The sequence below is a fragment of the Lysobacter zhanggongensis genome, from assembly GCF_046638635.1.
Lineage (GTDB): Bacteria > Pseudomonadota > Gammaproteobacteria > Xanthomonadales > Xanthomonadaceae > Novilysobacter > Novilysobacter luteus.
Genome location: NZ_JBJXHK010000037.1, coordinates 1 through 23074, shown reverse-complemented (window position 1 = coordinate 23074; position 23074 = coordinate 1). Strand labels below are relative to the sequence as shown.

The following is a 23074-nucleotide window of genomic DNA, read 5'->3' as shown; positions in this document are numbered from 1 at the left end:
CCCGGCGCAAGGGGCCGCAGGCCCGTCGCCGCCCGCGTCGCAACGACCTGGGCGGGCTGGGCCGGGCCGCCTGAGTTCGCCGCGGCCGTGTGCTAGCTTCGGCGCTTTCCCTACCCGGAGCGCCCATGTCCACGCTGTCGCAGGCCTGCCAGGCCGCCCTGATCACCGGCCTTGCCATGGCCACGGGTGCCGCCCACGCCCAGGAGGCCACCGTGACCGACCCCTACATCTGGCTCGAGGACGTTGAAGGCGAGAAGGCCCTCGATTGGGTCAAGGCGCGCAACGCCGTCACCGAGGCCGAGCTCGCCGACACGGCGGAGTTCCGCCAGCTCGAGTCGCAGATCCGCGCGATCCTCGATTCCGACGCCAAGATCCCCTACGTCTCCAAGATCGGCGACCACTACTACAACTTCTGGAAGGACGCGCAGCACGAGCGCGGCCTCTGGCGCCGCACCACGCTCGAGTCGTACCGCACCGACGCCCCCGAGTGGGAGACGGTGATCGACCTCGACGCGCTCAACAAGGCCGAGGGCGAGAACTGGGTCTGGCACGGTGCCGACTGCCTGCCGCCGGAATACCAGCGGTGCCTGGTCGCGCTGTCGCGCGGCGGTGCCGATGCCGACGTGACCCGTGAGTTCGACCTGGCGGCCAAGGACTGGGTCGACGGTGGCTTCGTCCGCGACGAGGCCAAGGGCGGGCTGGGCTGGATCGACCGCGACAACGTCTACGTCTACACCGACTTCGGCGACGGCACGATGACCGAGTCCGGCTACCCGCGCATCGTCAAGCGCTGGACCCGCGGCACGCCGATGGCCGAGGCCAAGGTGGTGTACGAGGGCAAGCCCGACGACATGTACATCGCGGCGATGCACGACCACACGCCGGGCTATGAGCGCGACTTCGTCAGCCGCACGCTGGCGTTCTACAACGACGAGCTGTACCTCGTCGGCGAAGGCGGCGCGCTGAGCCGGATCGATGCGCCCAACTCGGCCAACAAGTCGGTGCACAAGGACTGGCTGGTACTGGAGCTGCGCGAGCCGTACGAAGCCGGTGGCAGGACCTTCCCGGCCGGCAGCCTGGTCGCCGCCAACTTCGACGCCTTCATGGCGGGCGGCCGCGACTTCACCGTGCTGTTCGAGCCGACCGACACCACCTCGCTGGCCGGCGTCACCGCCACCGCCAACCACCTCGTGCTCAACGTGCTGGAGGACGTCAAGAACGACCTGCGGGTGCTGACCCCGCCGGTCGACGGAAGCGGCGACTGGGCGCGCAGCGATTTTGCCGGCCAGCCCGAGGGCAGCGTTTCGGTGAGCGCGGTCGACCCCGACCACAGTGATGCCGTGTGGGTGCATGCCGACGGCTATCTCAGCCCGGCCACGCTGGCCATCGCCGAGGTCGGCCAGGCGCCGCAGGTGCTCAAGACCATGCCGGTGTTCTTCGACGCCAGCACCCACGAGGTCGACCAGTTCTTCGCCACCAGCAAGGACGGCACCCGCGTGCCGTACTTCATCGTCAAGCCGAAGGGCCTCGCGCTCGACGGCAGCACCCCGACGCTGCTGTACGGCTACGGCGGCTTCGAGATCTCGATGACGCCGGGCTACTCGGGCACCGTCGGCAAGGGCTGGCTGGAGAAGGGTGGCGTCTACGCGGTCGCCAACATCCGCGGCGGCGGCGAGTACGGCCCGCGCTGGCACCAGGCCGCGCTGAAGCAGAACCGCCACAAGGCCTACGAGGACTTCGCCGCGGTGGCGAAGGACCTGGTGGCGCGCAGGATCACCTCGGCGGACAAGCTCGGCATCCAGGGCGGCAGCAACGGTGGCCTGCTGATGGGCAACATGCTGACCCAGTACCCGGAGCTGTTCGGCGCGATCGTCGTGCAGGTGCCGCTGCTGGACATGCAGCGTTACCACAAGCTGCTGGCCGGCGCGTCGTGGATGGCCGAGTACGGCAACCCGGACAAGCCGGAGGAGTGGGCCTTCATCCAGACCTTCTCCCCGTACCACCTGTACACGCCGGGCAAGGACTACCCGCCGACGCTGTTCATGACCTCCACCCGCGACGACCGCGTCCACCCCGGCCACGCCCGCAAGATGATGGCGAAGATGCTCGAGGGCGGCGAGGACGTGCGCTACTACGAGAACATCGAGGGCGGCCACGGCGGTTCGGCCAACAACAAGCAGGCCGCGCACATGAGCGCACTGGCCTTCACCTTCCTGTGGAACCAGTTGAACGACTGAAGCAAACGACGGGCCGGCACATCGCCGGCCCGTTCCAGTTCCGCTGTAGGAGCGACGTGAGTCGCGACCTGTACATCGCTCCAACCCTAGGCGGGTCGCGACTCACGTCGCTCCTACGACGAGGCAATTCGCGGCACCACCCACCTGTTGCGCTTTCTATCCCCGGACCCCATCCCATGAAGCCCACCCTGCTGCTGGCCGCACTGATGACCCTTTCGACCCCGACCCTTGCCCAGGACCTGCCCGAACCGCCCGACGTCGAGAAGCGGCCGCACGTGGTCAAGGCGCCGCACGGGGCCGAGCGCCAGGACGAGTACTACTGGTTGCGCGACGACGACCGCAAGGATCCGGCGATGCTGGCCTACCTCAACGCCGAGAACGCCTACGCCGACGCGTACATGGCGCGCCTGAAGCCGCTCGAGGACCGCCTGTACGAGGAGATTGTCGGGCGCATCAAGCAGGACGACAGCTCGGTGCCGTACCGCGAACGCGGCTGGTGGTACTACAGCCGCTTCGAGACCGGCCAGGACTACCCGGTCTACGCCCGCCGCCAAGGGTCGATGGACGCCGCCGAGCAGGTGCTGCTGGACGTCAACACGATGGCCGCGGGCAAGGACTACTTCAACGTCGGCGACTGGGAAGTCAGCCAGGACAACCGCCTGCTGGCGTGGGCCGAGGACGACGTCGGTCGCCGCCAGTACGTCATCCGCGTCAAGGACATCGAGACGGGCGAAGTGCTCGACGACGTGATCCGCGGCGTGTCGGCCAACATCGTCTGGGCCGATGACAACCGCACCATCTTCTACGTCGAGAACGACCCGGAGACCCTCCTCACCGTGCGGGTGAAGAAGCACGTGCTCGGCACGCCGGCCAGCGCCGACGAGCTGGTCTACGAGGAGCATGACGACAGTTTCTACATGGGCATCGGCCGCACCCGCGATGACCGTTACATCTGCATCGGCGTGGAAAGCACGGTCTCGAGCGAGTCGCGCTGCGCGCCGGCCGCCGACCCGCGCGAGTTCACCGTGCTGGCCCCGCGCGAGCGCGACGTCGAGTACGACGCCGACCACCACAACGGCCGCTGGGTAATCCGCACCAACGCCGATGGTGCGGAGAACTTCAAGCTGATGACCGCGCCGAGCGATGCCACCTCGCGGGCGCAGTGGCAGGAATGGATCGCGCACGACGAGGACGTGTTCATCGATGGCTACGAGCTGTTCGACGGATTCACCGCGGTGGCCGAACGCTCCGGCGGCCTGGAGCGCCTGCGCCTGCTTCGCGGTGAAGTCGGCCAGCCCGACGCCAGCGCCGAGTACGTCAAGGCCGATGAACCGGCCTACTCGATGGGCCTGTCGGTCAATTCCGAACCCGACACCGACTGGTTGCGCTACAGCTACACCTCGCTGACGACCCCGGCGACCACCTACGAGCTCAACACGAAGACCGGCGAGCGCCGCCAGCTCAAGCAGCAGCCGGTGATCGGCTACGACCCGTCGAAGTACACCACCGAGCGGCTGTGGGCGACCGCGCGCGACGGCACCCGCGTGCCGGTCACGCTGGTCTACCGCAACGGCTTCGAGAAGGACGGCAGCGCGGCGATGCTGCAGTACGCCTACGGCAGCTACGGCAGCTCCACCGATCCCAACTTCAATCTCTCAGTGGTCAGCCTGCTCGACCGCGGCATGGTCTACGCGCTCGCGCACATCCGCGGCGGCCAGGAGATGGGGCGCAAGTGGTACGACGCCGGCAAGCTGCTCAACAAGAACAACACCTTCACCGACTTCATCGACGTCACCAAATACCTGGTCGAGCAGGGCTACGCCGCCCCGGACCGCGTGGCCGCTTACGGCGGCAGTGCCGGCGGCCTGCTGATGGGCGCCATCGCCAACATGTCGCCGCAGACCTACGACGTGATCCTGTCGCAGGTGCCGTTCGTCGACGTGGTCACCACCATGCTCGACGCCAGCATCCCGCTGACCACCAACGAGTACGACGAGTGGGGCAATCCCGAAACCAGCGTCGAGTCCTACGAGTACATGCTCGGCTACTCGCCGTACGACAACCTGTCCCGGCAGGCGTACCCGGCGACCTTCGTCGGCACCGGCCTGTGGGATTCGCAGGTCCAGTACTGGGAGCCGGCCAAGTACGTCGCCCGCCTGCGCGACCTGAATACCGGCAGCGAGCCGGTGCTGTTCCGCACCAACATGGACGCCGGCCACGGCGGCAAGTCCGGGCGGTTCCGGCGCTACCGCGAGCAGGCCGAGATGTACGCGTTCATGCTCGACCGGCTGGACGTGGCCGAGCCCGCGCGCTGAGCACTCCTACAATGGCGGGATGACCGATCCCGCCCCCACGCCGCCACCGTCCCGCCTGCGCTGGGCCTGGTGGCTGCTGGCGTGGGCCAGCCTCGGGCTCGGCCTGCTGGGGGTTGCGCTGCCGGGGCTGCCGACGGTGCCGTTCATCCTGCTGTCGGCCTACGCCGCCGCGCGTGGCTCGAAGCGGCTGCATGGCTGGCTGCTGGCGCACCGGCAGTTCGGCCCGATGATCCGGGACTGGCAGCGCCACGGCGCGGTGTCGCGCCGGGCCAAGTGCTTCGCGGTGGCGGCGATGGCGGTGTGCTCGGCGGTGCTGCTGGTTGCGGCGCCGCACGCGTGGATGGCGGCGGTCGGCATCGGCGTGATGGCGGTGGTCGGGGCGTGGCTGTGGACGCGGCCGGAACCGCCGGCCGGATGAGCTTCGCAGTGCGCGGTGCCGCGGATACACTGCGGCGATGAACGCACGACACGCCCTGCTACTGATCGCGCTGCCGCTGGCCCTGGCCGGCTGCGGAAACAAGGGACCGCTGGTGATGCCAGGACCCGCCGAGGAGGAAGCGCCGGTGACCCCGGCCGATACCGTCCCGGTCGAGACCGACGTCCCGGACACGATGCCGGCCGAGGAGCCCGCCGTCGATCCCGCACTCGATCCCATTCCGATCGACCCGGCCACCGTGCCCGCCGCCGATGGCGGGGACGACGCCGACGGCAATGGTTGAACCCGCCGCGGGCCTGCGATTCAGCAAGATGCACGGGGCGGGCAACGATTTCGTCGTGCTCGACCTGCGGTCCGATGCCACCCCCCCGTCGGCGGTGCTGTGCCGCGCCATGGCGGACCGCCATACCGGCGTGGGTTGCGACCAGATCCTCACCATCGAGGCGCCGCGCGCGGCGGGCTCGGTGGCCAGCTACCGGATCTGGAACGCGGACGGCTCCTCGTCGCAGCAGTGCGGCAACGGCGCGCGCTGCGTCGCGGCCTGGCTGGTGCGTGACGGTGCCGCCGCCGGCAACCGGTTCACCATCGACAGCCCGGCCGGCAGCCACGCGGTGGAGCGCCTGCCCGACGGCTACCGGGTCGAGATGGGGGTGCCGGCGTTCGAGCCGGCGCGCGTCCCGCTGCAGGGTTTCGACGGGCCCCGCGATCCCTACGTGCTCGCCACCGGCGGCTCGATCGTCGGGTTCGGCGCGGTGTCGATGGGTAATCCGCATGCGGTGGTCGAGGTGGACGACGTCGCCACCGCCGCGGTCGAGTCGATGGCGCGGCTGCTGCAGGGCCACGTGGCGTTCCCGGAATCGGTCAACGTCGGCTTTGCCCGGGTCGAGTCGCGCGACCGCATCCGCCTGCGCGTACACGAGCGCGGCGTCGGCGAGACGCTCGCCTGCGGCAGCGGTGCATGCGCGGCGGCGGTGGTGATGATGCGTCGCGGCAAGGTCGACCGCGAGGTCGAGGTCGCACTGCCGGGCGGCACGCTGCGGATCGGCTGGGCCAACGATGCGGCCATGGTCACGATGACCGGGCCGGCGGAATTCGTGTTCGAAGGAGAATGGATCGCATGACTGCCACCACCGAGAAGCTCGGCGCGCACGAAGTCGCTGCCTGGCTGCGTCGCCACCCGTCGTTCCTGCAGCAGTTCCCCGACCTGGCACTGACGTTGGTGGTGCCGCGCGAGGAGGGCAAGGCGTCGTCGCTGGCGAGCTACCAGCTGGAAGTCCTGCGCGACAAGAACCGCGAGCTCAACCGGCGCCTGCACGAGCTGTTCGGCAACGCGCAGGAGAACGAGCGGCTGGCGGTGCGCACGCACCAGTTGTCGCTCGCGCTCATGCGCCAGGACAGCGCCGCCGGCACCGTGCAGGCGATGGCCGCGAGCCTGGCGGAGGACTTCAACGGCGACCGGGTGCGTCTGGTGCTGTTCCACCCGGTCGAAGGCCTGGAGGACGCCGAATGGCTGCAGGTGATCGACGCGGATGACGCGCGGCTGGCGCCTTTCCGGGACTGCCTGTCCGATGGCGAACCGCTGTGCGGGCGGCTGCAGCCCGACAAGCACGCGTTCCTCTACGGCGAGCAGGCCGGGCAGGTGCAGTCGACGGCGCTGCTGCCGTTGCCGGGCGTGGGCCTGGTGGCGGTAGGCAGCAGTGAGCCGAACCGGTTTTTCCCGGGCATGGGAACGCTGTTCCTGCGGATGATGGGCGAGTCGCTGGCGACGGCGCTCGCGCGGTTTGAAGGCCGTGACCACGCCGGTTGAGGATTTCCTCGCGCACCTCGCCGTCGAACGGCGGGTCTCGGCGCACACGCTCGATGCGTATCGGCGCGACCTGGCCGCACTGTCGCAGTGGGCCGACAGCCACGGGGACGACGTGTCGTCGTTGCAGTCCGAACAGCTCCGTGGCTTCGTCGCCGCCGAACACCGGCGCGGGCTCTCGCCCAAGAGCCTGCAGCGGCGGTTGTCTGCCTGCCGCAGCTTTTACGCCTGGCTGCTGAAGCGGGGGCGCATCGCGGCCAGCCCGGCGGCCGGCATCCGCGGCCCCAAGGCCCCGCGCAAGCTGCCACAGGTGCTCGACCCCGACGAGGCCGCGGCGCTGGTCGAGGTGCCGACCGACGTCCCGCTCGGCCTGCGCGACCGCGCACTGCTGGAGTTGTTCTATTCGTCCGGGCTGCGCCTGTCGGAGCTGTGCGGACTGCGCTGGCGCGACCTCGCGCTCGACGACGGGCTGGTGACGGTGCTCGGCAAGGGCGCCAGGCAGCGCAGCGTACCGATCGGTTCGCACGCGCGCCGGGCGCTGGCCGAATGGCGGGCATCGAACGGGGCGACGGCGGACGCGCCGGTATTCCCCGGCCGCAACGGGCCGATCACCCCGCGCGCGGTGCAGTACCGGTTGCGCCAGCTGGCCCAGCGGCAGGGCCTGTTCAAGCGCGTGCATCCGCACCTGCTGCGGCACAGCTTCGCCAGCCACATCCTCGAGTCGTCGGGCGACCTGCGCGGGGTGCAGGAGCTGCTCGGCCACGCGGACATCGCGACCACCCAGATCTACACGCACCTGGATTACCAGCACCTGGCGAAGGTCTACGATGCGGCGCATCCAAGGGCGAAGCGGAAGAGCTGACGGTCCGATCCGAGCTGCCGTAGGAGTTGCTTGAGCCACGATCCGGCAGTCGTCCGCCCCGCGCCGGTTCCACGATCGCGGCTGAAGCCGCTCCTGCAACGGCACTCCGCACACGGCGGATGCCCCACTTGCGAGCCGCATCGGCCATCCCCATCCATGGGGTTCGACCACCGGAGGCCCGCATGGACCCCAGCCACAACCCCCACGTCTTCCACGCCACCACGATCGTCTCGGTGCGGCGCGACGGCCGCGTCGCGGTCGCCGGCGACGGCCAGGTGACCCTTGGCAACACGGTGATGAAGGCCAACGCGCGCAAGATCCGCCGGCTCGGCAAGGACGGGCAGGTGATCGCCGGGTTTGCCGGCGCCGCGGCCGATGCATTCACCCTGTTCGAGCTGTTCGAGGCCAAGCTGTCCAAGCACGGCCAGCTGACCCGCGCTGCGGTCGAGATGGCCAAGGACTGGCGCACCGAACGCCGGCTCGGGAAGCTCGAGGCGTTGCTTGCGGTCGCAGACCGCGAGACCTCGCTCGTCATCAGCGGCACCGGCGACGTGATCGAGCCCGACGACGGCATCATCGCGATCGGCTCCGGCGGCATGTATGCGCTGTCGGCCGCGCGCGCGCTGATGGCGCACACGCAACTTGACGCGAAGACCATGGCAACCGAGGCGATCCGAATCGCCGGCGAGGTCTGCATCTACACCAACGGCAACGTCGTCGTCGAAGAGCTCTGATCCCATGGCCAAAACACCCGACACCTCCAACGCCACCATGACCCCGCGCGAGATCGTGCAGGCGCTCGACACCCACATCGTCGGCCAGCAGGACGCCAAGCGCGCGGTCGCGATCGCGCTGCGCAACCGCTGGCGCCGTGCGCAGCTCGATGACGAGCTGCGCAACGAGGTCATGCCCAAGAACATCCTGATGATCGGCCCCACCGGCGTCGGCAAGACCGAGATCGCGCGCCGGCTGGCGACGCTGGCCAACGCACCGTTCGTCAAGGTCGAGGCGACCCGCTTCACCGAGGTCGGCTACGTCGGCAAGGACGTCGAGCAGATCATCCGTGACCTCGCCGACACCGCGGTCAAGCTGTACCGCGAACAGGCCAAGCAGAAGGTCCGCACCCAGGCCGAGGAGCGCGCCGAGGATCGCATCCTCGACGCGCTGCTGCCGGGCCGCGAGCGTGCGCCGACCGGCTTCGGCTTTGGCGCCGCGGGGCAGGCCACCACCACCGTCGACATCGGCGCCGAGCCGTCCGCGCGCGAATCCGAGACCCGTCTCAAGCTGCGCCGCCAGCTGCGCGCCGGCGAGCTCGACGAGCGCGAGATCGAGATCGAAACCGCGATCAACGTTGGCGTCGACATCATGGCCCCGCCTGGCATGGAGGAGATGGGCCAGCAGCTGCGGCAGATGTTCTCGCAGGTGGCCGGCGGCAAGACCCACAAGCGCACGATGACGATCAAGGCCGCGCGCCCGCAGCTGATCGAGGAAGAGGCCGGCAAGCTTGTCAACGAGGACGACGTGCGCGAAGCCGCGATCGAGGCCTGCGAGCAGCACGGCATCGTCTTCATCGACGAGATCGACAAGGTCGCCAAGCGCGGCGAGAACGTCGGCGGTGGCGATGTCAGTCGCGAAGGCGTGCAGCGCGACCTGCTGCCGCTTGTGGAAGGCTCGACCGTGTCGACCAAGTACGGGTCGATCAAGACCGACCACATCCTGTTCATTGCGTCGGGCGCGTTCCACCTCGCCAAGCCGAGCGACCTGATCCCAGAGCTGCAGGGCCGCTTCCCGATCCGGGTGGAACTGGGCGCGCTGAGCAAGGACGACTTCGTCCGCATCCTCACCGAGCCGAAGGCCGCACTCACGACCCAGTACGTGGAGCTGCTGCGCACCGAAGGCGTCGGGCTGCGCTTCACCGATGATGCGGTCGAGCGTATTGCCGAGATTGCCGCCACCGTCAACGAACGCCAGGAAAACATCGGCGCGCGCCGCCTGCATACCGTGCTCGAGCGACTGCTCGACGCGCTGAGCTACGCCGCGCCGGACCGCGGCGGCGAGTCGGTCACGATCGACCGCGCCTATGTCGACGAGCACCTGGGCGAGCTCGTGGAGGACCCGGATCTGAGTCGGTACATCCTCTGACCGGTCGGCGAAATTCCCGTAGGAGCGGCTTCAGCCGCGACCGGGGAGCGATTCACGTGGCAGGCCTGCCCACGCCGATCCCGACCCTTCGGGAATACCTGCGATCCGGTGCGATAATCGCCACATGAGCGACCAGACCCCGCGCAACGACCATCACGCCACCACCCACTTCGGCTTCCGCGACGTCCCCACCGGGGACAAGCAGAAGCTGGTCGGGCAGGTATTCTCCTCGGTCGCAGGCAGCTACGACCTGATGAACGACCTGATGTCGCTGGGCATCCACCGGGTCTGGAAGCGCTACTTCGTCGCCACCGCCCAGGTGCGCCGCGGCGACCGGGTGCTCGACCTGGCCGGCGGCACCGGCGACATCGCGTTGCTGCTCAAGGATCGGGTCGGCGATACCGGCTCGATCGTGCTGGGTGACATCAATGGCGACATGCTGCGGGTCGGGCGCGACCGCATGGTGGACCGCGGCAAGGTCGCGGGCTTCGAGTACGTGCAGATGAACGCCGAGGCGCTGCCGTTCCCGGATGCCAGCTTCGACCTGGTCACGATCGCGTTCGGCCTGCGCAACGTCACCGACAAGGACGCCGCGCTGCGCGAGATGCACCGCGTGCTCAAGGTTGGCGGGCAGGCGCGGGTGCTGGAGTTCTCCGAAGTGACGCAGGACTGGTTCAAGCCGATCTACGACTTCCATTCGTTCAAGGTGCTGCCTCGGTTGGGCAAGCTGTTCGCGGGTGACGCCTACAGCTACCAGTACCTCGCCGAGAGCATCCGCAAGCACCCGCCGCAGGACGAGCTGAAGGCGATGATGGGCGCGGCCGGTTTCGCGCGCGCCGGCTATCGCAACCTGTCGGGCGGCATCGTCGCTATCCACACCGGCTACAAGGCCTGACGACACCGCCAGACGCGGCACTTCGCCGGCCCGTCGCGGCGGCGCTACACTCGACGGCTCACCTGTAACCGTGGGTCCGACATGCGTTCTTCGATCATGACTTTGTGCCTGGTTGGCGCCACCGCGCTGGCCGGCTGCGCGCGCGATGCCGCGCCGCCCGCCGACACCGCCGCTACGCCGGAAGGCACCCCGGCAGCCACCGCACCCGCCGCGCACTTCGACCAGCATTCCTACGCCGAGCCGGGCAAGGTCCGTATCGAGGACCTCGCGCTGGCGCTTGCGGTGGACTTCGAGCAGAAGCAGTTGTCGGGCAGTGCGACCTACACGCTCGACTGGGTCGATCCGGAAGCGACGCAGCTGGTGCTCGATACCCGTGACCTGACCATCGAAAAGGTCGTAGGCGAGCGTGCGGACGGCAAGTGGGCGGATCTCGAGTACACCCTGGCCGACGCGCAGCCACCGCTGGGCAGCAAGCTGACGATCGAGGCGCCGCAGCGCAGTGAGCGCATCCGCGTCACCTACCGCACCGCACCGCAGGCGTCCGGCCTGCAGTGGCTGACCCCGGCGATGACGGAAGGTGGCGAGCAGCCCTTCATGTTCAGCCAGTCGCAGCAGATCCACGCGCGTTCGTGGGTGCCGTTGCAGGACACGCCGCAGGTACGCTTCACCTACACCGCGCACGTGACCAGCCCCGAGGACGTGATGGTGCTGATGAGCGCCGACAACGACCCGGACGCAGAGCGTGACGGCGACTACCGCTTCGAGATGCCGCAGCCGATCCCGTCGTACCTGCTGGCGATCGCCGCCGGCGACCTCGTGTTCGAACCGATCAGCGAGCGCAGTGGCGTGTGGGCCGAGCCGGCGATGGTCGAGAAGGCTGCCGCCGAGTTCGCCGACACCGAGAAGATGATCGAGGTCACCGAGGAGCTGTACGGCCCGTACCGCTGGGGCCGCTACGACATGCTGGTGCTGCCGCCGTCGTTCCCGTACGGAGGCATGGAGAACCCGCGCCTGAGCTTTATCACCCCGACCGTGATCGTCGGCGACAAGTCGCTGGTCTCGCTGATCGCACACGAGCTGGCGCACAGCTGGTCGGGCAACCTGGTCACCTTCGTCACGCCCAACCACGGCTGGCTCAACGAGGGCGTGACCAGCTACGTCGAGAACCGCATCGTCGAGGCGCTGTACGGCAAGGAGCGCGCCGACATGGAGACCGCGATCGCCCGCAACGCGCTGCGCGAGGGCATCGAAGAGATGTCGGACGCGGCGCAGTCGCTGGCGATCCGTCCGGGCGTGGAGCCGGCGGTGGACGCCGACGGCAGCGAGGTCGCGTACGACAAGGGCGCATGGTTCCTGTCGTTCCTGGAGCAGCGTTTCGGCCGCGACGTGTTCGACCCGTTCCTGCGCGGCTACTTCGACCACTTCGCCTTCCAGGGCATCGACAGCCAGACCTTCATCGACTACGCGAAGGACAACCTGCTGGCCAAGCACCCCGGCAAGGTGACCGAGGCGGAGCTGGAGCAGTGGATCTATGAGCCCGGCATCCCGGACTCGGCGCCGGAGGTCAGCTCGCCGCGCTTCGATGCCGTCGACACCGCGCGCAAGGCGTGGCTGGACGGCGGCGAACTGCCGGCCACGTCCGTCACCGACGCGTGGACAACGCAGGAGTGGGTGCACTTCGTCGAGGGCATGCCCGAGACGCTGCCGGTCGACCGCCTGGCCGCGCTCGACAAGGCGTATGCCTTTACCGGCACGGCGAACGGTGAGATCGCCCAGCGCTGGTACCCGCTGGCCGTGCGCAGCGGTTACGGCGAGGCCAACGAGGCGATTGCCGAGTTCCTCCAGCGCGTCGGCCGCCGCAAGCTGATCATGCCGACCTACGACGCCCTGGTGAAAACGCCGGAAGGCCTGGCGCTGGCCGAGAAGGTCCTGGCCGACGCACGCGCCGGCTACCACCCGATCACCACCGGCTCGGTCGACGCGGTGATCGCCAAGGCCAAGGGTGAGGAAGCGGCCGCGCAGGCCGATTGATCCCGCTGCCTGCACCACCACGCGGCCGCCTCCGGGCGGCCGCGTTGTTTTCCGGTACCGCGGTGGCCCCCTGTAGGAGCGGCTTCAGCCGCGATGGAAAAACAGGCGCCGGCGAGGTTCAATGATCGCGGCTGAAGCCGCTCCTACAATGGGCCGGTCCAAAGCGAGGAAGCGCCCGATGAAGATCCAGGTCACGTTGCTGTCTGCCGCGCTGGCGCTTGCCGCCTGCCAGCCCGCCGCCGATCCGGAGGCGCAGCGTGCGGCGCAGGCCGCCGCGCAGGAAAAGGCGGCCGACGCCATGGCGCAGCAGTTCGACGAGCAGTTCGCCGCCGGCAACTGGAGCCTGGCCAAGGCCCACGGTGACGTGCTCGTGGCCGAGTACCCCAACAGCGAGGCCGCCGCCCGCATCCAGGCGCAGCACGCCGAAGCGTCGGAAAAGGCGATCGAGCAGAGCGAAGCGGCGCGGATGGAGGCGCTGTGGGCGTACCAGAGCGAACCGGTCGGCACGAAGCAGCAGCTGTCCGCGGCGATCTACGCGAAGGAGAACGTCGAGACCGACGGCGCCACGCCACGCCCGGTCCGGCTGATCTTCCGTGACCACCCCGAATGGGGCGACAGCGCCTACCTGACGCTCGAAGCGGGCGACTTCGACTGTTACCGCGGATGCCGTGTGGGCGTTACCGTCGATGATGGCGAGCCGCGGCGGATGGCCGCGAGCCGGCCCGACACCGACGAGGCGATCGCCATGTTCATTGAGGACGAGGCCGCGTTGTGGAAACTCGCCGGCCAGGCCACCACGCTGTCGGTCGAGTTCCCGGTCAAGGCCGGTGGCACCCGCACGGCGGTGTTCGAGGTCGGCGGCCTTGAGCCCTCGAAGCTGCCCGACTGGAACTGACGCTGCGCCCTGTAGGAGCGGCTTCAGCCGCGATCGGAAGATACCCGCAGTATCGATTCCGATCGCGCCTTAACCCGCTGCTGCGGTTTCCATCACGCAGCGACACCCTCGCCGGCGTAGCCTCGAATTCCCGCCTGCGGAGGCCGCTGCCATGCTTGCGCCACGCCTGCACCACTTCCTCGACGAGCGCCACGTCCCGTACGAAACCCTCACCCACGCCCGCACCATCACCGCCCAGGAAACCGCCAACGCGGCACAGATCGGCAGCCGCCACTTCGCCAAGACCGTGATGGTCAAGGTGGACGGCGCACTGGCAATGGTGGTGATGCCGGCCGCGTACCGCACCGACCTGGCGCGGCTGTCGCGCGCGCTGGATGGCGCGTCGGTCGAACTGGCGAGCGAGTCCGAGTTCCGCGATGCGTTCCCTGACTGCGAGGTCGGCGCGATGCCGCCGTTCGGCAACCTCTACGGCATGCCGGTGTACGCCGACACGCGCCTGTCGGGCGAAGAGCAGATCGCGTTCAATGCGGGCACCCACACCGACCTGGTGAAGATGCCCTACGCGGAGTTCGAGCAGCTGGCCCGGCCGCGGATGCTGCACCTGGCCCAGGTGATGTAGCCCCGCGCCACACGGTCAGATCGCGTGGCCGAACTGTTCCTTGTACTGCGCGGCGAACGTGGCGTAGTCGAACTGCTGGTTCTGGGTGCCGGGATGCTCGACCTTGAGCGCACCCATCAGCGACGCCATGCGGCCGCTGGTGGCGAGGTCGTCGCCGCGCATCAGGCCGAACATCAGGCCGGCGCGGTAGGCGTCGCCGCACCCGGTCGGGTCGACGATCTGGCGCTCGCGCGCCGGCGGGATCGCGATGGTCTCGCCGCCGGTGTGGATCTCCGAACCGCGCGGCCCGCGCGTGGTGATGTAGGCCTTCACGCGCGAGGCGATCTGCGCCTCGTCCCAGCCGGTGCGCTCCTGCAGCAGGTTGGATTCGTAGTCGTTGACGACCACGTAGTCGGCCTGCTCGATGAAGTGGCGGAACTCCTCGCCATTGAACAGCGGCATCGCCTGGCCGGGATCGAAGATGAAGGGGATGCCGGCCTCGGCGAACTCGGTCGCGTTCTGCAGCATCGCCTCGCGGCCGTCCGGGGCAACGATGCCGAAGCTGACGCCCTCGACCTCGCGCACGTGGTTGCGGTGGCTTTCCATCATCGCGCCCGGATGGAAGGCGATGATCTGGTTGTTGTCCAGGTCGGTGGTGATAAACGCCTGGGCGGTGAACAGCTCGGGCAGCTCGCGCACCTGGTCCAGGCGGATGCCCTTGCTGACGAACCACTCGCGATAGGGTCCGAAATCCTGGCCGACGGTCGCCATCGGAATCGGGTCGGCGCCCAGCAACTTGAGGTTGTAGGCGATGTTGCCCGCGCAGCCACCGAACTCGCGCCGCATCCGCGGCACCAGGAACGAGACGTTCAGGATGTGCACCTTGTCCGGCAGGATGTGGTTCTTGAACTGGTCCTGGAACACCATGATGGTGTCGTAGGCCAGCGAGCCGCAGATCAGGGCAGACATCGGTATTCACACTCCGGGGTTGAGCCGGCCGGGTCGGGCGGGCACATGCGGGTCGGGCGCGGGGCGCGCGGGAGGGGGAGGCCGGGCGGCGTCCGCCGGCTAGGTTACCGGCCGGGGCTCCCGACGGCCAGCGCGGCAAGCTGTGACGGGCGTCGCGTGGGCGACGGCACGGGGCAGAAGGTGCCCGGCCGCGGCCGTTTTTCTGTTGCCCGGGCGGGGGGGCGTTGCTAGGCTAGCCGATCGCTCCCGGCATCCTTCCCACGGCCCATTCGACGATGTTCAAGAAGTTTCGCGGCATGTTCTCCAATGACCTGTCCATCGACCTGGGCACGGCCAACACCCTGATCTATGTCCGCGGGCAGGGAATCGTCCTGAACGAGCCGTCGGTGGTCGCCGTCCGGCAGGACCGCCTGATCGGCGGCAACCGCTCGGTCGCCGCGGTCGGCACCGAGGCCAAGCAGATGCTGGGCCGCACCCCGGGGCACATCACCACGATCCGGCCGATGAAGGACGGCGTCATCGCCGACTTCACCTACACCGAGGAGATGCTCAAGCACTTCATCCGCAAGGTGCACAAGAGCCGCTTCCTGCGGCCGAGCCCGCGGGTGCTGGTGTGCGTGCCGTGCGGTTCGACCCAGGTCGAGCGCCGCGCGATCAAGGAATCGGCCGAGGAGGCCGGCGCGCGCGAGGTCTACCTGATCGAGGAGCCGATGGCCGCGGCGATCGGCGCCGGCATGCCGGTCACCGAAGCGCGCGGCTCGATGGTGGTCGACATCGGCGGTGGCACCACCGAGGTCGCGGTGATCGCGCTCAACGGCATCGTCTACTCGGCCTCGGTCCGGATCGGTGGCGACCGCTTCGACGAGTCGATCATCGCCTACGTGCGCCGCACCTACGGCACCCTGATCGGCGAGGCGACCGCCGAGCGGGTCAAGATGCAGCTCGGCTGCGCCTATCCGCAGGAAGACAACGGCAGCATGGAAGTGACCGGCCGCAACCTGGCCGAAGGCGTGCCGAAGATGATCACGATCACCGCCAACGAGGTGCTCGAGGCGCTGCGTGAGCCGCTGGCCGGCATCGTTACCGCGATCAAGCTGGCGCTCGAGCAGACCCCGCCGGAGCTGGGCGCGGACGTCGCCGAGCGCGGCATCGTGCTCACCGGCGGCGGCGCGATGCTGCGCGACCTGGACCGGCTGATCAGCGAGGAGACCGGCCTGCACGTCCAGGTCGCCGACGACCCGCTGACCTGCGTCGCCCGCGGTGGTGGCCGCGCGCTGGAACTGGTGGACATGCACGGCAACGAGTTCTTCGCGCCGGAATAATCGCTGTAACCGGGGAACCCTGACCGTGCCCAGTTACGCCGGTCCCACCACGCCCAACCGCGGCGGCGATGTCGCCGGCACCCTGCGGCTGCTGGCGTACCTGAGCCTGGCGCTGGTGCTGGTGGTGCTGGACCACCGCGGCGGCTGGCTCAATCAGGCCCGGCAACAGGTATCGCTGCTGGTGCAGCCGTTGTGGATGGTGGCCGGCTGGCCCGGGCAGATGGCCCGCACCCTGTACGACGACGCCGGCACGCTGGCGCAGCTGACCGAGGAGAACGAGCGGCTGCGCAACGAGCTGCTGCTCAACAGCGCCCGGATCACACGCCTGCAGACGCTGGCGGTCGACAACGAACGCCTGCGCGGACTGCTGGGCGCCGCCCGGCGCGGCAACCTCGACGTACAGCTGGCGCCGATCCTCGACATCGACCTCGACCCGACCCGCCAGCGGCTCGTGCTGGACGCCGGCGGCAGCCACGGCGTGCAGGTCGGGCAGAGCGTGATCGACGCCGGCGGCCTGGTTGGCCAGGTGATCGAATCCCGGCCGATGCACGCCACGGTGCTGCTGCTGACCGACCCGTCGCACGCGGTGCCGGTCGCGGTGACGCGCAGCGGCGTGCGGCTGGTGGCCTACGGCAACGGCCGCGCCGACATGCTGAGCCTGCCCGGCATCCCGCTGTCGACCGACATCAAGGTCGGCGACCGGTTGGTCACCTCGGGCCTGGGCGGGCGGTTCCCGGCGGGCTTCCCCGTCGGGACGATCGTCTCGCTGAAGCCCGACGACAGCCGCGCGTTCCTGGTGGGCGAGGTGCGGCCGGCCGCCAGCCTCGACCGTGGCCGCGACGTGCTGCTGCTGCGCAGCGTGCCGGCGCCCCCACTGGAGGCGGCGGAAGCGTCGTCGCCCGCCGCCGAAGCATCGCCGGACGACGCATCGCCGACCGAAGCGGCGCCGAGCGACGCAACGCCGCCCGACGCAACACCTGCGGCCCAGGCGCCTCCGGCCGAAGGTGCCCGCCCGTGACACGCCAGCGCAAAGCCTGGCTGTTGCCCGCCAGCGTGGTGGTCGCGCTGCTGCTCGGCCTGTTGCCGCTGCCCGCCTCGCTGCTGCCGCTGCGGCCGTACTGGCTGGCGCTGGTGGTCGCCTACTGGGTGATCGAGGATCCCGACCGCGCCGGCCTGGGCTTCGCCTTCATCGTCGGCGTGCTGGCAGACCTGGTGTTCGGCAGCCTGCTGGGCGAGCAGGCGCTGCGGCTGGTGGTGATGGCCTTCATCCTGCAGCGCTTCCGTGCCCGGATCCGCTTCTTCCCGATGTCGCAGCAGGCGCTGGCGATCGGCGGCCTGCTGTTGAACGACCGCATCGTGACCGCCGGCCTGCACATCGCGCTGGGTATCCAGCCGTTGCCGACCATGTTCTGGCTGGCACCGCTGACCGGCATGCTGCTGTGGCCGCCGGTGTTCGTGCTGCTGGACGCACTGCGCCTGGGCCACTGGCGGAGGCGCTGAGGTGCGTCGACCGCGCCGCCTGCTCAAGAACACCGCGGCCGAAGCCGGGCAGTTCCGGCGCCGCGCCATGCTCGCCTTCCTCGGCGTGGTGGTGGCGCTGGCCGGGCTGGCGCTGTGGTACTTCCGCCTTCAGGTCTGGCAGTACGAGGACTACGCCACCCGCTCCGAGCAGAACCGCGTCAAGCTGGTGCCGGTGGTGCCGGGGCGTGGCCTGATCTACGACCGCGACGGCCGGATCCTGGCCGACAACGTGCCGGCGTTCCGGCTCGAGGTCACCATGAACGAGGCCGGCGACCCGGACCAGTGGCTGCCGGCACTGTCGCGCATCATCGCGCTGACGCCGGAGGAGATCGCCGCGTTCCACGAGGCGCGCACGGCGACCCGCAGCTTCAAGCCGGTCCCGCTGAAGATGCGCATCACCCCGGAGGAGGCCGCGCGCTTTGCGGTCGACCGCTGGCGCTACCCGGGCGTGGAGATCGTCTCCTACCTCAATCGTCGTTACCTCCACGGTGAACTCTTCGCCCACGTGATCGGTTACGTCTCACGGGTCGACGCCGAGGACGTGAAGGCGATGGGCGACGACATCGCAAACTTCAGCCATACCGGCAAGACGGGCCTGGAGCGCTCCTACGAGGACGTGCTGCGCGGGCGGATCGGTTTCGAGAAGGTCGAGACCAATGTCGAAGGCCGGCCGATGGGGCTGGTGGGCCGGGTGCCCGCAACCCCCGGCGCCGACCTGCGGCTGTCGATCGACCTCGACCTGCAGCGGGCGATGGTGGCCGCGTTCGGCGAGGCTGACGGGTCGGCGGTGGCGATCGATCCGCGCGACGGGCAGGTGCTGGCGATGGTCAGCAAGCCGTCCTACGACACCAACCTGTTCGTCAACGGCATCTCGCAGGCCGACTACGACGCGCTGCTCAACAACCCGTCGCGGCCGCTGTACAACCGCAACGTGCTGGGTGGCGGACCGCCGGGTTCGACGGTCAAGCCGATGGTGGCGCTCGCGGGACTGGACAGCGGGCTGCGCACACCGTCCGACCGGACCTTCTCCAGCGGCGAATTCTTCATCCCCGGACAGCGCCGCGGCTACCGCGACTCGCACCGTGGCGGCCATGGCTGGACCGACCTGCGCGACTCGATCGCGCAGTCGGTCAACACCTACTACTACAAGCTCGCGCTCGACATGGGCATCGACAAGCTGGCCGGCTACATGCATCGCTACGGCTTCGGCGAATCCACCGGGATCGACCTGCTGGGCGAGAACAGCGGCGTGGTGCCGTCGCGCGACTACAAGCGGAAGGTCAGCACCGAGCCGTGGTACCCGGGCGAGACGGTCATCGCCGGCATCGGTCAGGGGTACTGGATCGCCACCGCGCTGCAGCTGGTGCGCGCGACCGGCGCGATCGCCAATGGGGGCCGGTTGAACGAGCTCCGCCTGGTCGAGGCGCGCCGCGACGGCTACCGCGAGCCGTGGCGTGAATTGCCCGACATTGCCGGTGAACCGATCACCGACAACCCGGCGCACCTGCGGGCGGTGCACGAAGGCATGGTGGCCACCGTCAACGGACCACGCGGCACCGCGCGCGCTGCCGGGGCGGGCGCGCCGTACACGATTGCCGGCAAGACCGGCACCGCCCAGCGCTCCAGTCGCAAGGGCAACATCAGCGCCGACCCGCGCTCGCTGCCCTACCACCTGCGGCACACCGCGCTGTTCATCGGGTACGCGCCGGCCGAGGATCCGACGATCGCGGTCGCGGTCGTGGTCGAGCACGGCGGTTACGGCGGCAGCGCGGCGGCGCCGATCGCCCGGGCGGTGTTCGACGCCTGGCTGCTGGGCAAGATGCCCGAAGGGTTCGACGATGTCGCCCGGCCGCCGTTGCCCGGCGCCGGCGCAGCGGACGGCGAAGCGGTGGAAGCGGGAGACCCCACGCCATGAACGTCATCCTGCGCTGGCTGCTCGACCTGCTGTTCCGGCTGGTACGCACGCTCGACCTGCCACTGCTGGCCGCGCTTGCCGCGCTGATGGCGATCGGGCTGGCGGTGCTCTACAGCGCCGGCGGCCAGTCGACGTCGCTGGTGGTCGCCCAGGGCGCCCGCTTCGGCGTCGGGCTGGCGGCGATGTGGGGGCTGTCGCGCCTGCCGCCGACCCAGCTGCGCAACTGGACCCCGCTGGTCTACGGCGCCTCGTTGCTGCCACTGGTCGCGGTGCTGCTGGTCGGCGAGGGCCGCCACGGGGCGCACTGGATCAACCTGGGCGTGTTCTATTTCCAGCCCTCGGAGCTGCTCAAGCTGAGCCTGCCGATGATGGTGGCCTGGTACCTCAACACCCAGCCGCTGCCGCCGCGCCTGGGCACCGTGCTGATTGCCGCGGTGCTGATCGGTGCGCCGACCGGTTTGATCCTGCTGCAACCCGACTTCGGCACGGCGATGCTCGTCGGCATCAGCGGCGCGTTCGTGCTGTACCTGGCCGGGCTGTCGTGGTGGTGGTTCGGCGCGGCGATCGGCGGGGTGGCCGCAGTCGCACCGGTTGCCTGGTTCTGGCTGCTGCGCCCCTACCAGAAGGACCGCATCCTGACCTTCCTGGACCCCGAGTCCGATCCGCTGGGCGCGGGCTGGAACATCATCCAGAGCAAGATCGCGATCGGTGGCGGCGGCCTGACCGGCAAGGGCTGGGGCGAGGGCACCCAGGCCCACCTGAACTACATCCCGGAGCACACCACCGACTTCATCTTCGCCGTGCTCAGCGAGGAGTTCGGCTGGGTCGGCGTGGCGGTGACGCTGGCCCTGTACCTGTTCGTGGTCGGGCGGTGCCTGTGGATCGCCGCCGACGCGCGCGATGGCTATTCACGGCTGGTGGCCGGCGCGCTGGGGCTGGCCTTCTGTGTGTACGTGGTGGTCAACGGCGGGATGATCGCCGGGCTGCTGCCGGTGGTCGGGGTGCCTATGCCGCTGCTGAGCTACGGCGGTACGTCGGCGGTATCGCTGCTGGCCGGGTTGGGCGTGGTCATGGCGGTGCGCGCACACCGGCCGGTGCACGGACACTGACCGGCGCTCATGAACGACAACACAACCTGACTCGCATCCGGCGCAGCGGCGTCACGCGGTTTTGACCCTTCCGAACAAGTGCTAACCTCGCGGCGATGACCCGAAACCTCGCCAGCCGCGCCCTGCTTTGTGCGCTCCCGCTCGCGTTGGTGGCCTGCGCCACGCAGACCCCGCCGTCGCCCCCCCCGCAACCGGAACAGCCGGCCGCCGTCGAGCCTGCCGCGCCGCCGGCGCCGCCCGCGGTGTCGACCGCGCAGCCGCTGGAGGTCGCCAAGGCCGAGTTCATCAGCACGACGTCGGCCCGCTACGGCATCGACCCGGTCGAAATCGCCCAGGTCCTGGCCCAGGCCGAAATCCGCGACAGCATCATCAATGCCATGTCGCGTCCGGCCGAAGCCAAGCCGTGGAGCGCTTACCGGCCGATCTTCATCACCCAGGCGAGGATCAACGCCGGACAGGCGTTCCTGGCGCAGCATCGCGACGCGCTGGCCAAGGTCGAGGCCGACACCGGCGTGCCGGCCGAGATCATCGTCTCGATCCTCGGGGTGGAAACCAGCTACGGCGGCAACATGGGCAGCTACCCGGTGGTCGACGCGCTGTACACGCTCGCGTTCGCCTATCCGCGCACCAACGAGCCGGCCAAGATCGCCCGCGAGAACCAGCGCGAAGCGTTCTTCCGCGACGAGTTGGCGCAGGTGTTCGCGCTCGGCAAGGAGAACGGTTTCGACATCACCACGCTCAAGGGCAGCTACGCCGGCGCGATGGGCTGGGGCCAGTTCATGCCATCGAGCTACCGCGACTTCGCGGTCGACGGCAACGGTGACGGCAAGGTCGACCTGTTCAACGCACTGCCGGATGTGTTCGCCTCGGTGGCCAACTACTTCGTCGAGAAGGGCGGCTGGCAGCGCGGCGGCCCGGTGGTGGTGCGCGCGCGCAAGGCCGACGGCGCGGTCGCGTTCGACCCCGACGGCCTGGAGCCTCGCTACACGCTCGAGCAGCTGGCCGCGCGCGGCTATACGCCGGCCACGCCCGTGACGGGCACGCCGAAGGCGACGCTGTTCACCCTCGACGGCGTGGACGGCAAGGAATACTGGATCGGCTTCAACAACTTCCACGCGATCACCCGTTACAACAACTCGCGCCACTACGCGATGGCGGTGTACGAGCTGGCCGAGGCGATCGCCGGCCGCGACCCGCTCGCCGCACGCAACGCGCTGGGCGACGGCGGCGCATGAGACGCCTGGTGGCCGCCGTGCTGGTGCTCGGGCTCGCCGCCTGCGCAAGCCAGCCGACCAAGCCCGATGCCGGCGCCAAGGCTCCGCCGGCGAGCCCCGCCACCGGGTCCACGACGTCGCCGTATCCGCCCGCGCAGGAGGACCCCTCCAAGCGCGGCGACTACACCGCCGGTGGCCTGTACGCCCCGCACATCAAGGATTCCGCGCCGGGCGAGGACATCGACGTGTCCGCGATCCCGGAGCCGGCGGTCGTCGCCGAGCCGCGCTCGCGCTACGGCAACCGCTCGACCTACAGCGTGCTGGGCAAGAACTACCACGTCATGGACGATGCCGCCGGCTACGTCGAGCAGGGCCTGGCCTCGTACTACGGCAAGAAGTTCCACGGCCGCCGCACCTCCAACATGGAGGTGTACGACATGTACGCCTTCACCGCCGCGCACAAGACCCTGCCGCTGCCCAGCTTCGCGCGCGTGACCAACCTCGACAACAACCGCTCGGTGGTTGTCCGCGTCAACGACCGCGGCCCGTTCCACAAGGGCCGGATCATCGACCTCAGCTATGCCGCGGCGGTCAAGCTGGGCATCACCCGGGCCGGCACCGGCCGGGTCGAGGTGAGGGCACTGCTGCCCGGCGAAGCGCAGTCGCTTCGTGCCGATGCCGCGCCCGTACCGGCGCCGGTCGACACCCGCACGGCCGACATCGCGCCGAGGACCACCATGGACACGCTGGTGGCGGCGCTGCCCGATCGGCCCGCCAGCCTGCCCGCCGATGCCGCCGCGCCGATGGGC

At 69.5% G+C, this 23074-nt stretch carries 21 protein-coding genes; 20 read left to right on the top strand and 1 reads right to left on the bottom strand.

Going from position 1 to position 23074, the window contains the following annotated elements; genetic code table 11:
* The first annotated feature begins 125 nt into the window (after positions 1-125).
* The 13 genes from ACKVMH_RS08215 (at position 126) to ACKVMH_RS08155 (ending at position 14236) form a co-directional block, all read left to right on the top strand.
* Entirely contained in the window at positions 126-2237 is a 2112-nt protein-coding gene (locus ACKVMH_RS08215) for a prolyl oligopeptidase family serine peptidase (protein ID WP_412699927.1), read from the top strand.
* 176 nt (positions 2238-2413) lie between these two features.
* Complete coding sequence (locus tag ACKVMH_RS08210; RefSeq protein ID WP_412699926.1) at positions 2414-4552, top strand: S9 family peptidase; 2139 nt, start codon at positions 2414-2416, stop codon at positions 4550-4552.
* 19 nt (positions 4553-4571) lie between these two features.
* Positions 4572-4970, top strand: coding sequence for a YbaN family protein (locus ACKVMH_RS08205; protein ID WP_412699925.1), 399 nt, complete (start codon positions 4572-4574; stop codon positions 4968-4970).
* Positions 4971-5007: 37 nt separating this feature from the next.
* Entirely contained in the window at positions 5008-5271 is a 264-nt protein-coding gene (lptM, locus tag ACKVMH_RS08200; RefSeq protein WP_215218914.1) for an LPS translocon maturation chaperone LptM, read from the top strand.
* Positions 5264-6109, top strand: coding sequence for a diaminopimelate epimerase (dapF, locus tag ACKVMH_RS08195; RefSeq protein WP_412699924.1), 846 nt, complete (start codon positions 5264-5266; stop codon positions 6107-6109). Before lptM ends, dapF begins: the two co-directional genes overlap by 8 nt.
* A complete protein-coding gene (locus ACKVMH_RS08190; protein WP_412699923.1) occupies positions 6097-6795 on the top strand; it encodes a DUF484 family protein in 699 nt (232 codons plus the stop codon). The genes dapF and ACKVMH_RS08190 overlap by 13 nt, the downstream gene beginning before the upstream one ends.
* On the top strand, positions 6779-7654 hold the full coding sequence (xerC, locus tag ACKVMH_RS08185; RefSeq protein ID WP_412699922.1) for a tyrosine recombinase XerC: 876 nt from the start codon (positions 6779-6781) through the stop codon (positions 7652-7654). Before ACKVMH_RS08190 ends, xerC begins: the two co-directional genes overlap by 17 nt.
* Before the next feature lie 182 nt (positions 7655-7836).
* Positions 7837-8388 carry an ATP-dependent protease subunit HslV gene (gene hslV, locus ACKVMH_RS08180; protein WP_036210994.1) on the top strand — a complete coding sequence of 184 codons (552 nt, stop codon included), beginning with the start codon at positions 7837-7839 and terminating at the stop codon, positions 8386-8388.
* Between the two features lie 4 nt (positions 8389-8392).
* Complete coding sequence (gene hslU, locus ACKVMH_RS08175) at positions 8393-9796, top strand: ATP-dependent protease ATPase subunit HslU (protein WP_412699921.1); 1404 nt, start codon at positions 8393-8395, stop codon at positions 9794-9796.
* A 124-nt stretch (positions 9797-9920) separates the two neighbouring features.
* Positions 9921-10691: a bifunctional demethylmenaquinone methyltransferase/2-methoxy-6-polyprenyl-1,4-benzoquinol methylase UbiE gene (ubiE, locus tag ACKVMH_RS08170; RefSeq protein ID WP_412699920.1), complete on the top strand. Its 771-nt coding sequence runs from the start codon at positions 9921-9923 to the stop codon at positions 10689-10691.
* Positions 10692-10772: 81 nt separating this feature from the next.
* Complete coding sequence (locus tag ACKVMH_RS08165; RefSeq protein ID WP_412699919.1) at positions 10773-12722, top strand: M1 family metallopeptidase; 1950 nt, start codon at positions 10773-10775, stop codon at positions 12720-12722.
* A 178-nt stretch (positions 12723-12900) separates the two neighbouring features.
* The gene (locus ACKVMH_RS08160) at positions 12901-13617 is read left to right on the top strand and encodes a hypothetical protein (RefSeq protein ID WP_412699918.1); all 717 of its coding nucleotides are present in this window, start codon (positions 12901-12903) and stop codon (positions 13615-13617) included.
* Positions 13618-13768: 151 nt separating this feature from the next.
* On the top strand, positions 13769-14236 hold the full coding sequence (locus ACKVMH_RS08155; protein ID WP_215218906.1) for an aminoacyl-tRNA deacylase: 468 nt from the start codon (positions 13769-13771) through the stop codon (positions 14234-14236).
* Between the two features lie 15 nt (positions 14237-14251).
* Here ACKVMH_RS08155 and ACKVMH_RS08150 read toward each other — a convergent pair whose 3' ends face one another.
* The gene (locus tag ACKVMH_RS08150; RefSeq protein WP_215218905.1) at positions 14252-15184 is read right to left on the bottom strand and encodes a carbohydrate kinase family protein; all 933 of its coding nucleotides are present in this window, start codon (positions 15182-15184) and stop codon (positions 14252-14254) included.
* Between the two features lie 275 nt (positions 15185-15459).
* Between ACKVMH_RS08150 and ACKVMH_RS08145 the strand changes: the two genes are divergently transcribed.
* The 7 genes from ACKVMH_RS08145 to ACKVMH_RS08115 all read left to right on the top strand — a co-directional run.
* Positions 15460-16506 (top strand): rod shape-determining protein, encoded by a 1047-nt coding sequence (locus ACKVMH_RS08145; protein ID WP_215218904.1) that lies wholly within the window; start codon positions 15460-15462, stop codon positions 16504-16506.
* Between the two features lie 25 nt (positions 16507-16531).
* Positions 16532-17524, top strand: coding sequence for a rod shape-determining protein MreC (gene mreC, locus ACKVMH_RS08140; RefSeq protein WP_412699917.1), 993 nt, complete (start codon positions 16532-16534; stop codon positions 17522-17524).
* Positions 17521-18006 (top strand): rod shape-determining protein MreD, encoded by a 486-nt coding sequence (gene mreD, locus ACKVMH_RS08135; RefSeq protein WP_215218902.1) that lies wholly within the window; start codon positions 17521-17523, stop codon positions 18004-18006. The genes mreC and mreD overlap by 4 nt, the downstream gene beginning before the upstream one ends.
* 1 nt (position 18007) lies before the next feature.
* Positions 18008-19942, top strand: a complete 1935-nt coding sequence (gene mrdA / locus ACKVMH_RS08130; RefSeq protein WP_412699916.1) for a penicillin-binding protein 2 — start codon at positions 18008-18010, stop codon at positions 19940-19942.
* Positions 19939-21051 carry a rod shape-determining protein RodA gene (gene rodA, locus ACKVMH_RS08125; protein WP_412699915.1) on the top strand — a complete coding sequence of 371 codons (1113 nt, stop codon included), beginning with the start codon at positions 19939-19941 and terminating at the stop codon, positions 21049-21051. Before mrdA ends, rodA begins: the two co-directional genes overlap by 4 nt.
* A gap of 95 nt (positions 21052-21146) precedes the next feature.
* Entirely contained in the window at positions 21147-22286 is a 1140-nt protein-coding gene (mltB, locus tag ACKVMH_RS08120; RefSeq protein ID WP_412699914.1) for a lytic murein transglycosylase B, read from the top strand.
* A partial coding sequence (locus ACKVMH_RS08115; RefSeq protein WP_412699913.1) for a septal ring lytic transglycosylase RlpA family protein occupies positions 22283-23074 on the top strand: 792 nt, incomplete at its 3' end. The genes mltB and ACKVMH_RS08115, both read left to right, overlap by 4 nt.

Bases quoted from the DNA above. Each gene is read 5' to 3' on its own strand.
- ACKVMH_RS08215 (WP_412699927.1), top strand. From the start codon at position 126: ATGTCCACGCTGTCGCAGGCCTGCCAGGCCGCCCTGATCACCGGCCTT.
- ACKVMH_RS08210 (WP_412699926.1), top strand. From the start codon at position 2,414: ATGAAGCCCACCCTGCTGCTGGCCGCACTGATGACCCTTTCGACCCCG.
- ACKVMH_RS08205 (WP_412699925.1), top strand. From the start codon at position 4,572: ATGACCGATCCCGCCCCCACGCCGCCACCGTCCCGCCTGCGCTGGGCC.
- lptM (WP_215218914.1), top strand. From the start codon at position 5,008: ATGAACGCACGACACGCCCTGCTACTGATCGCGCTGCCGCTGGCCCTG.
- dapF (WP_412699924.1), top strand. From the start codon at position 5,264: ATGGTTGAACCCGCCGCGGGCCTGCGATTCAGCAAGATGCACGGGGCG.
- ACKVMH_RS08190 (WP_412699923.1), top strand. From the start codon at position 6,097: ATGGATCGCATGACTGCCACCACCGAGAAGCTCGGCGCGCACGAAGTC.
- hslV (WP_036210994.1), top strand. From the start codon at position 7,837: ATGGACCCCAGCCACAACCCCCACGTCTTCCACGCCACCACGATCGTC.
- hslU (WP_412699921.1), top strand. From the start codon at position 8,393: ATGGCCAAAACACCCGACACCTCCAACGCCACCATGACCCCGCGCGAG.
- ubiE (WP_412699920.1), top strand. From the start codon at position 9,921: ATGAGCGACCAGACCCCGCGCAACGACCATCACGCCACCACCCACTTC.
- ACKVMH_RS08165 (WP_412699919.1), top strand. From the start codon at position 10,773: ATGCGTTCTTCGATCATGACTTTGTGCCTGGTTGGCGCCACCGCGCTG.
- ACKVMH_RS08160 (WP_412699918.1), top strand. From the start codon at position 12,901: ATGAAGATCCAGGTCACGTTGCTGTCTGCCGCGCTGGCGCTTGCCGCC.
- ACKVMH_RS08155 (WP_215218906.1), top strand. From the start codon at position 13,769: ATGCTTGCGCCACGCCTGCACCACTTCCTCGACGAGCGCCACGTCCCG.
- ACKVMH_RS08150 (WP_215218905.1), bottom strand. From the start codon at position 15,184: ATGTCTGCCCTGATCTGCGGCTCGCTGGCCTACGACACCATCATGGTG.
- ACKVMH_RS08145 (WP_215218904.1), top strand. From the start codon at position 15,460: ATGTTCAAGAAGTTTCGCGGCATGTTCTCCAATGACCTGTCCATCGAC.
- rodA (WP_412699915.1), top strand. From the start codon at position 19,939: ATGAACGTCATCCTGCGCTGGCTGCTCGACCTGCTGTTCCGGCTGGTA.
- mltB (WP_412699914.1), top strand. From the start codon at position 21,147: ATGACCCGAAACCTCGCCAGCCGCGCCCTGCTTTGTGCGCTCCCGCTC.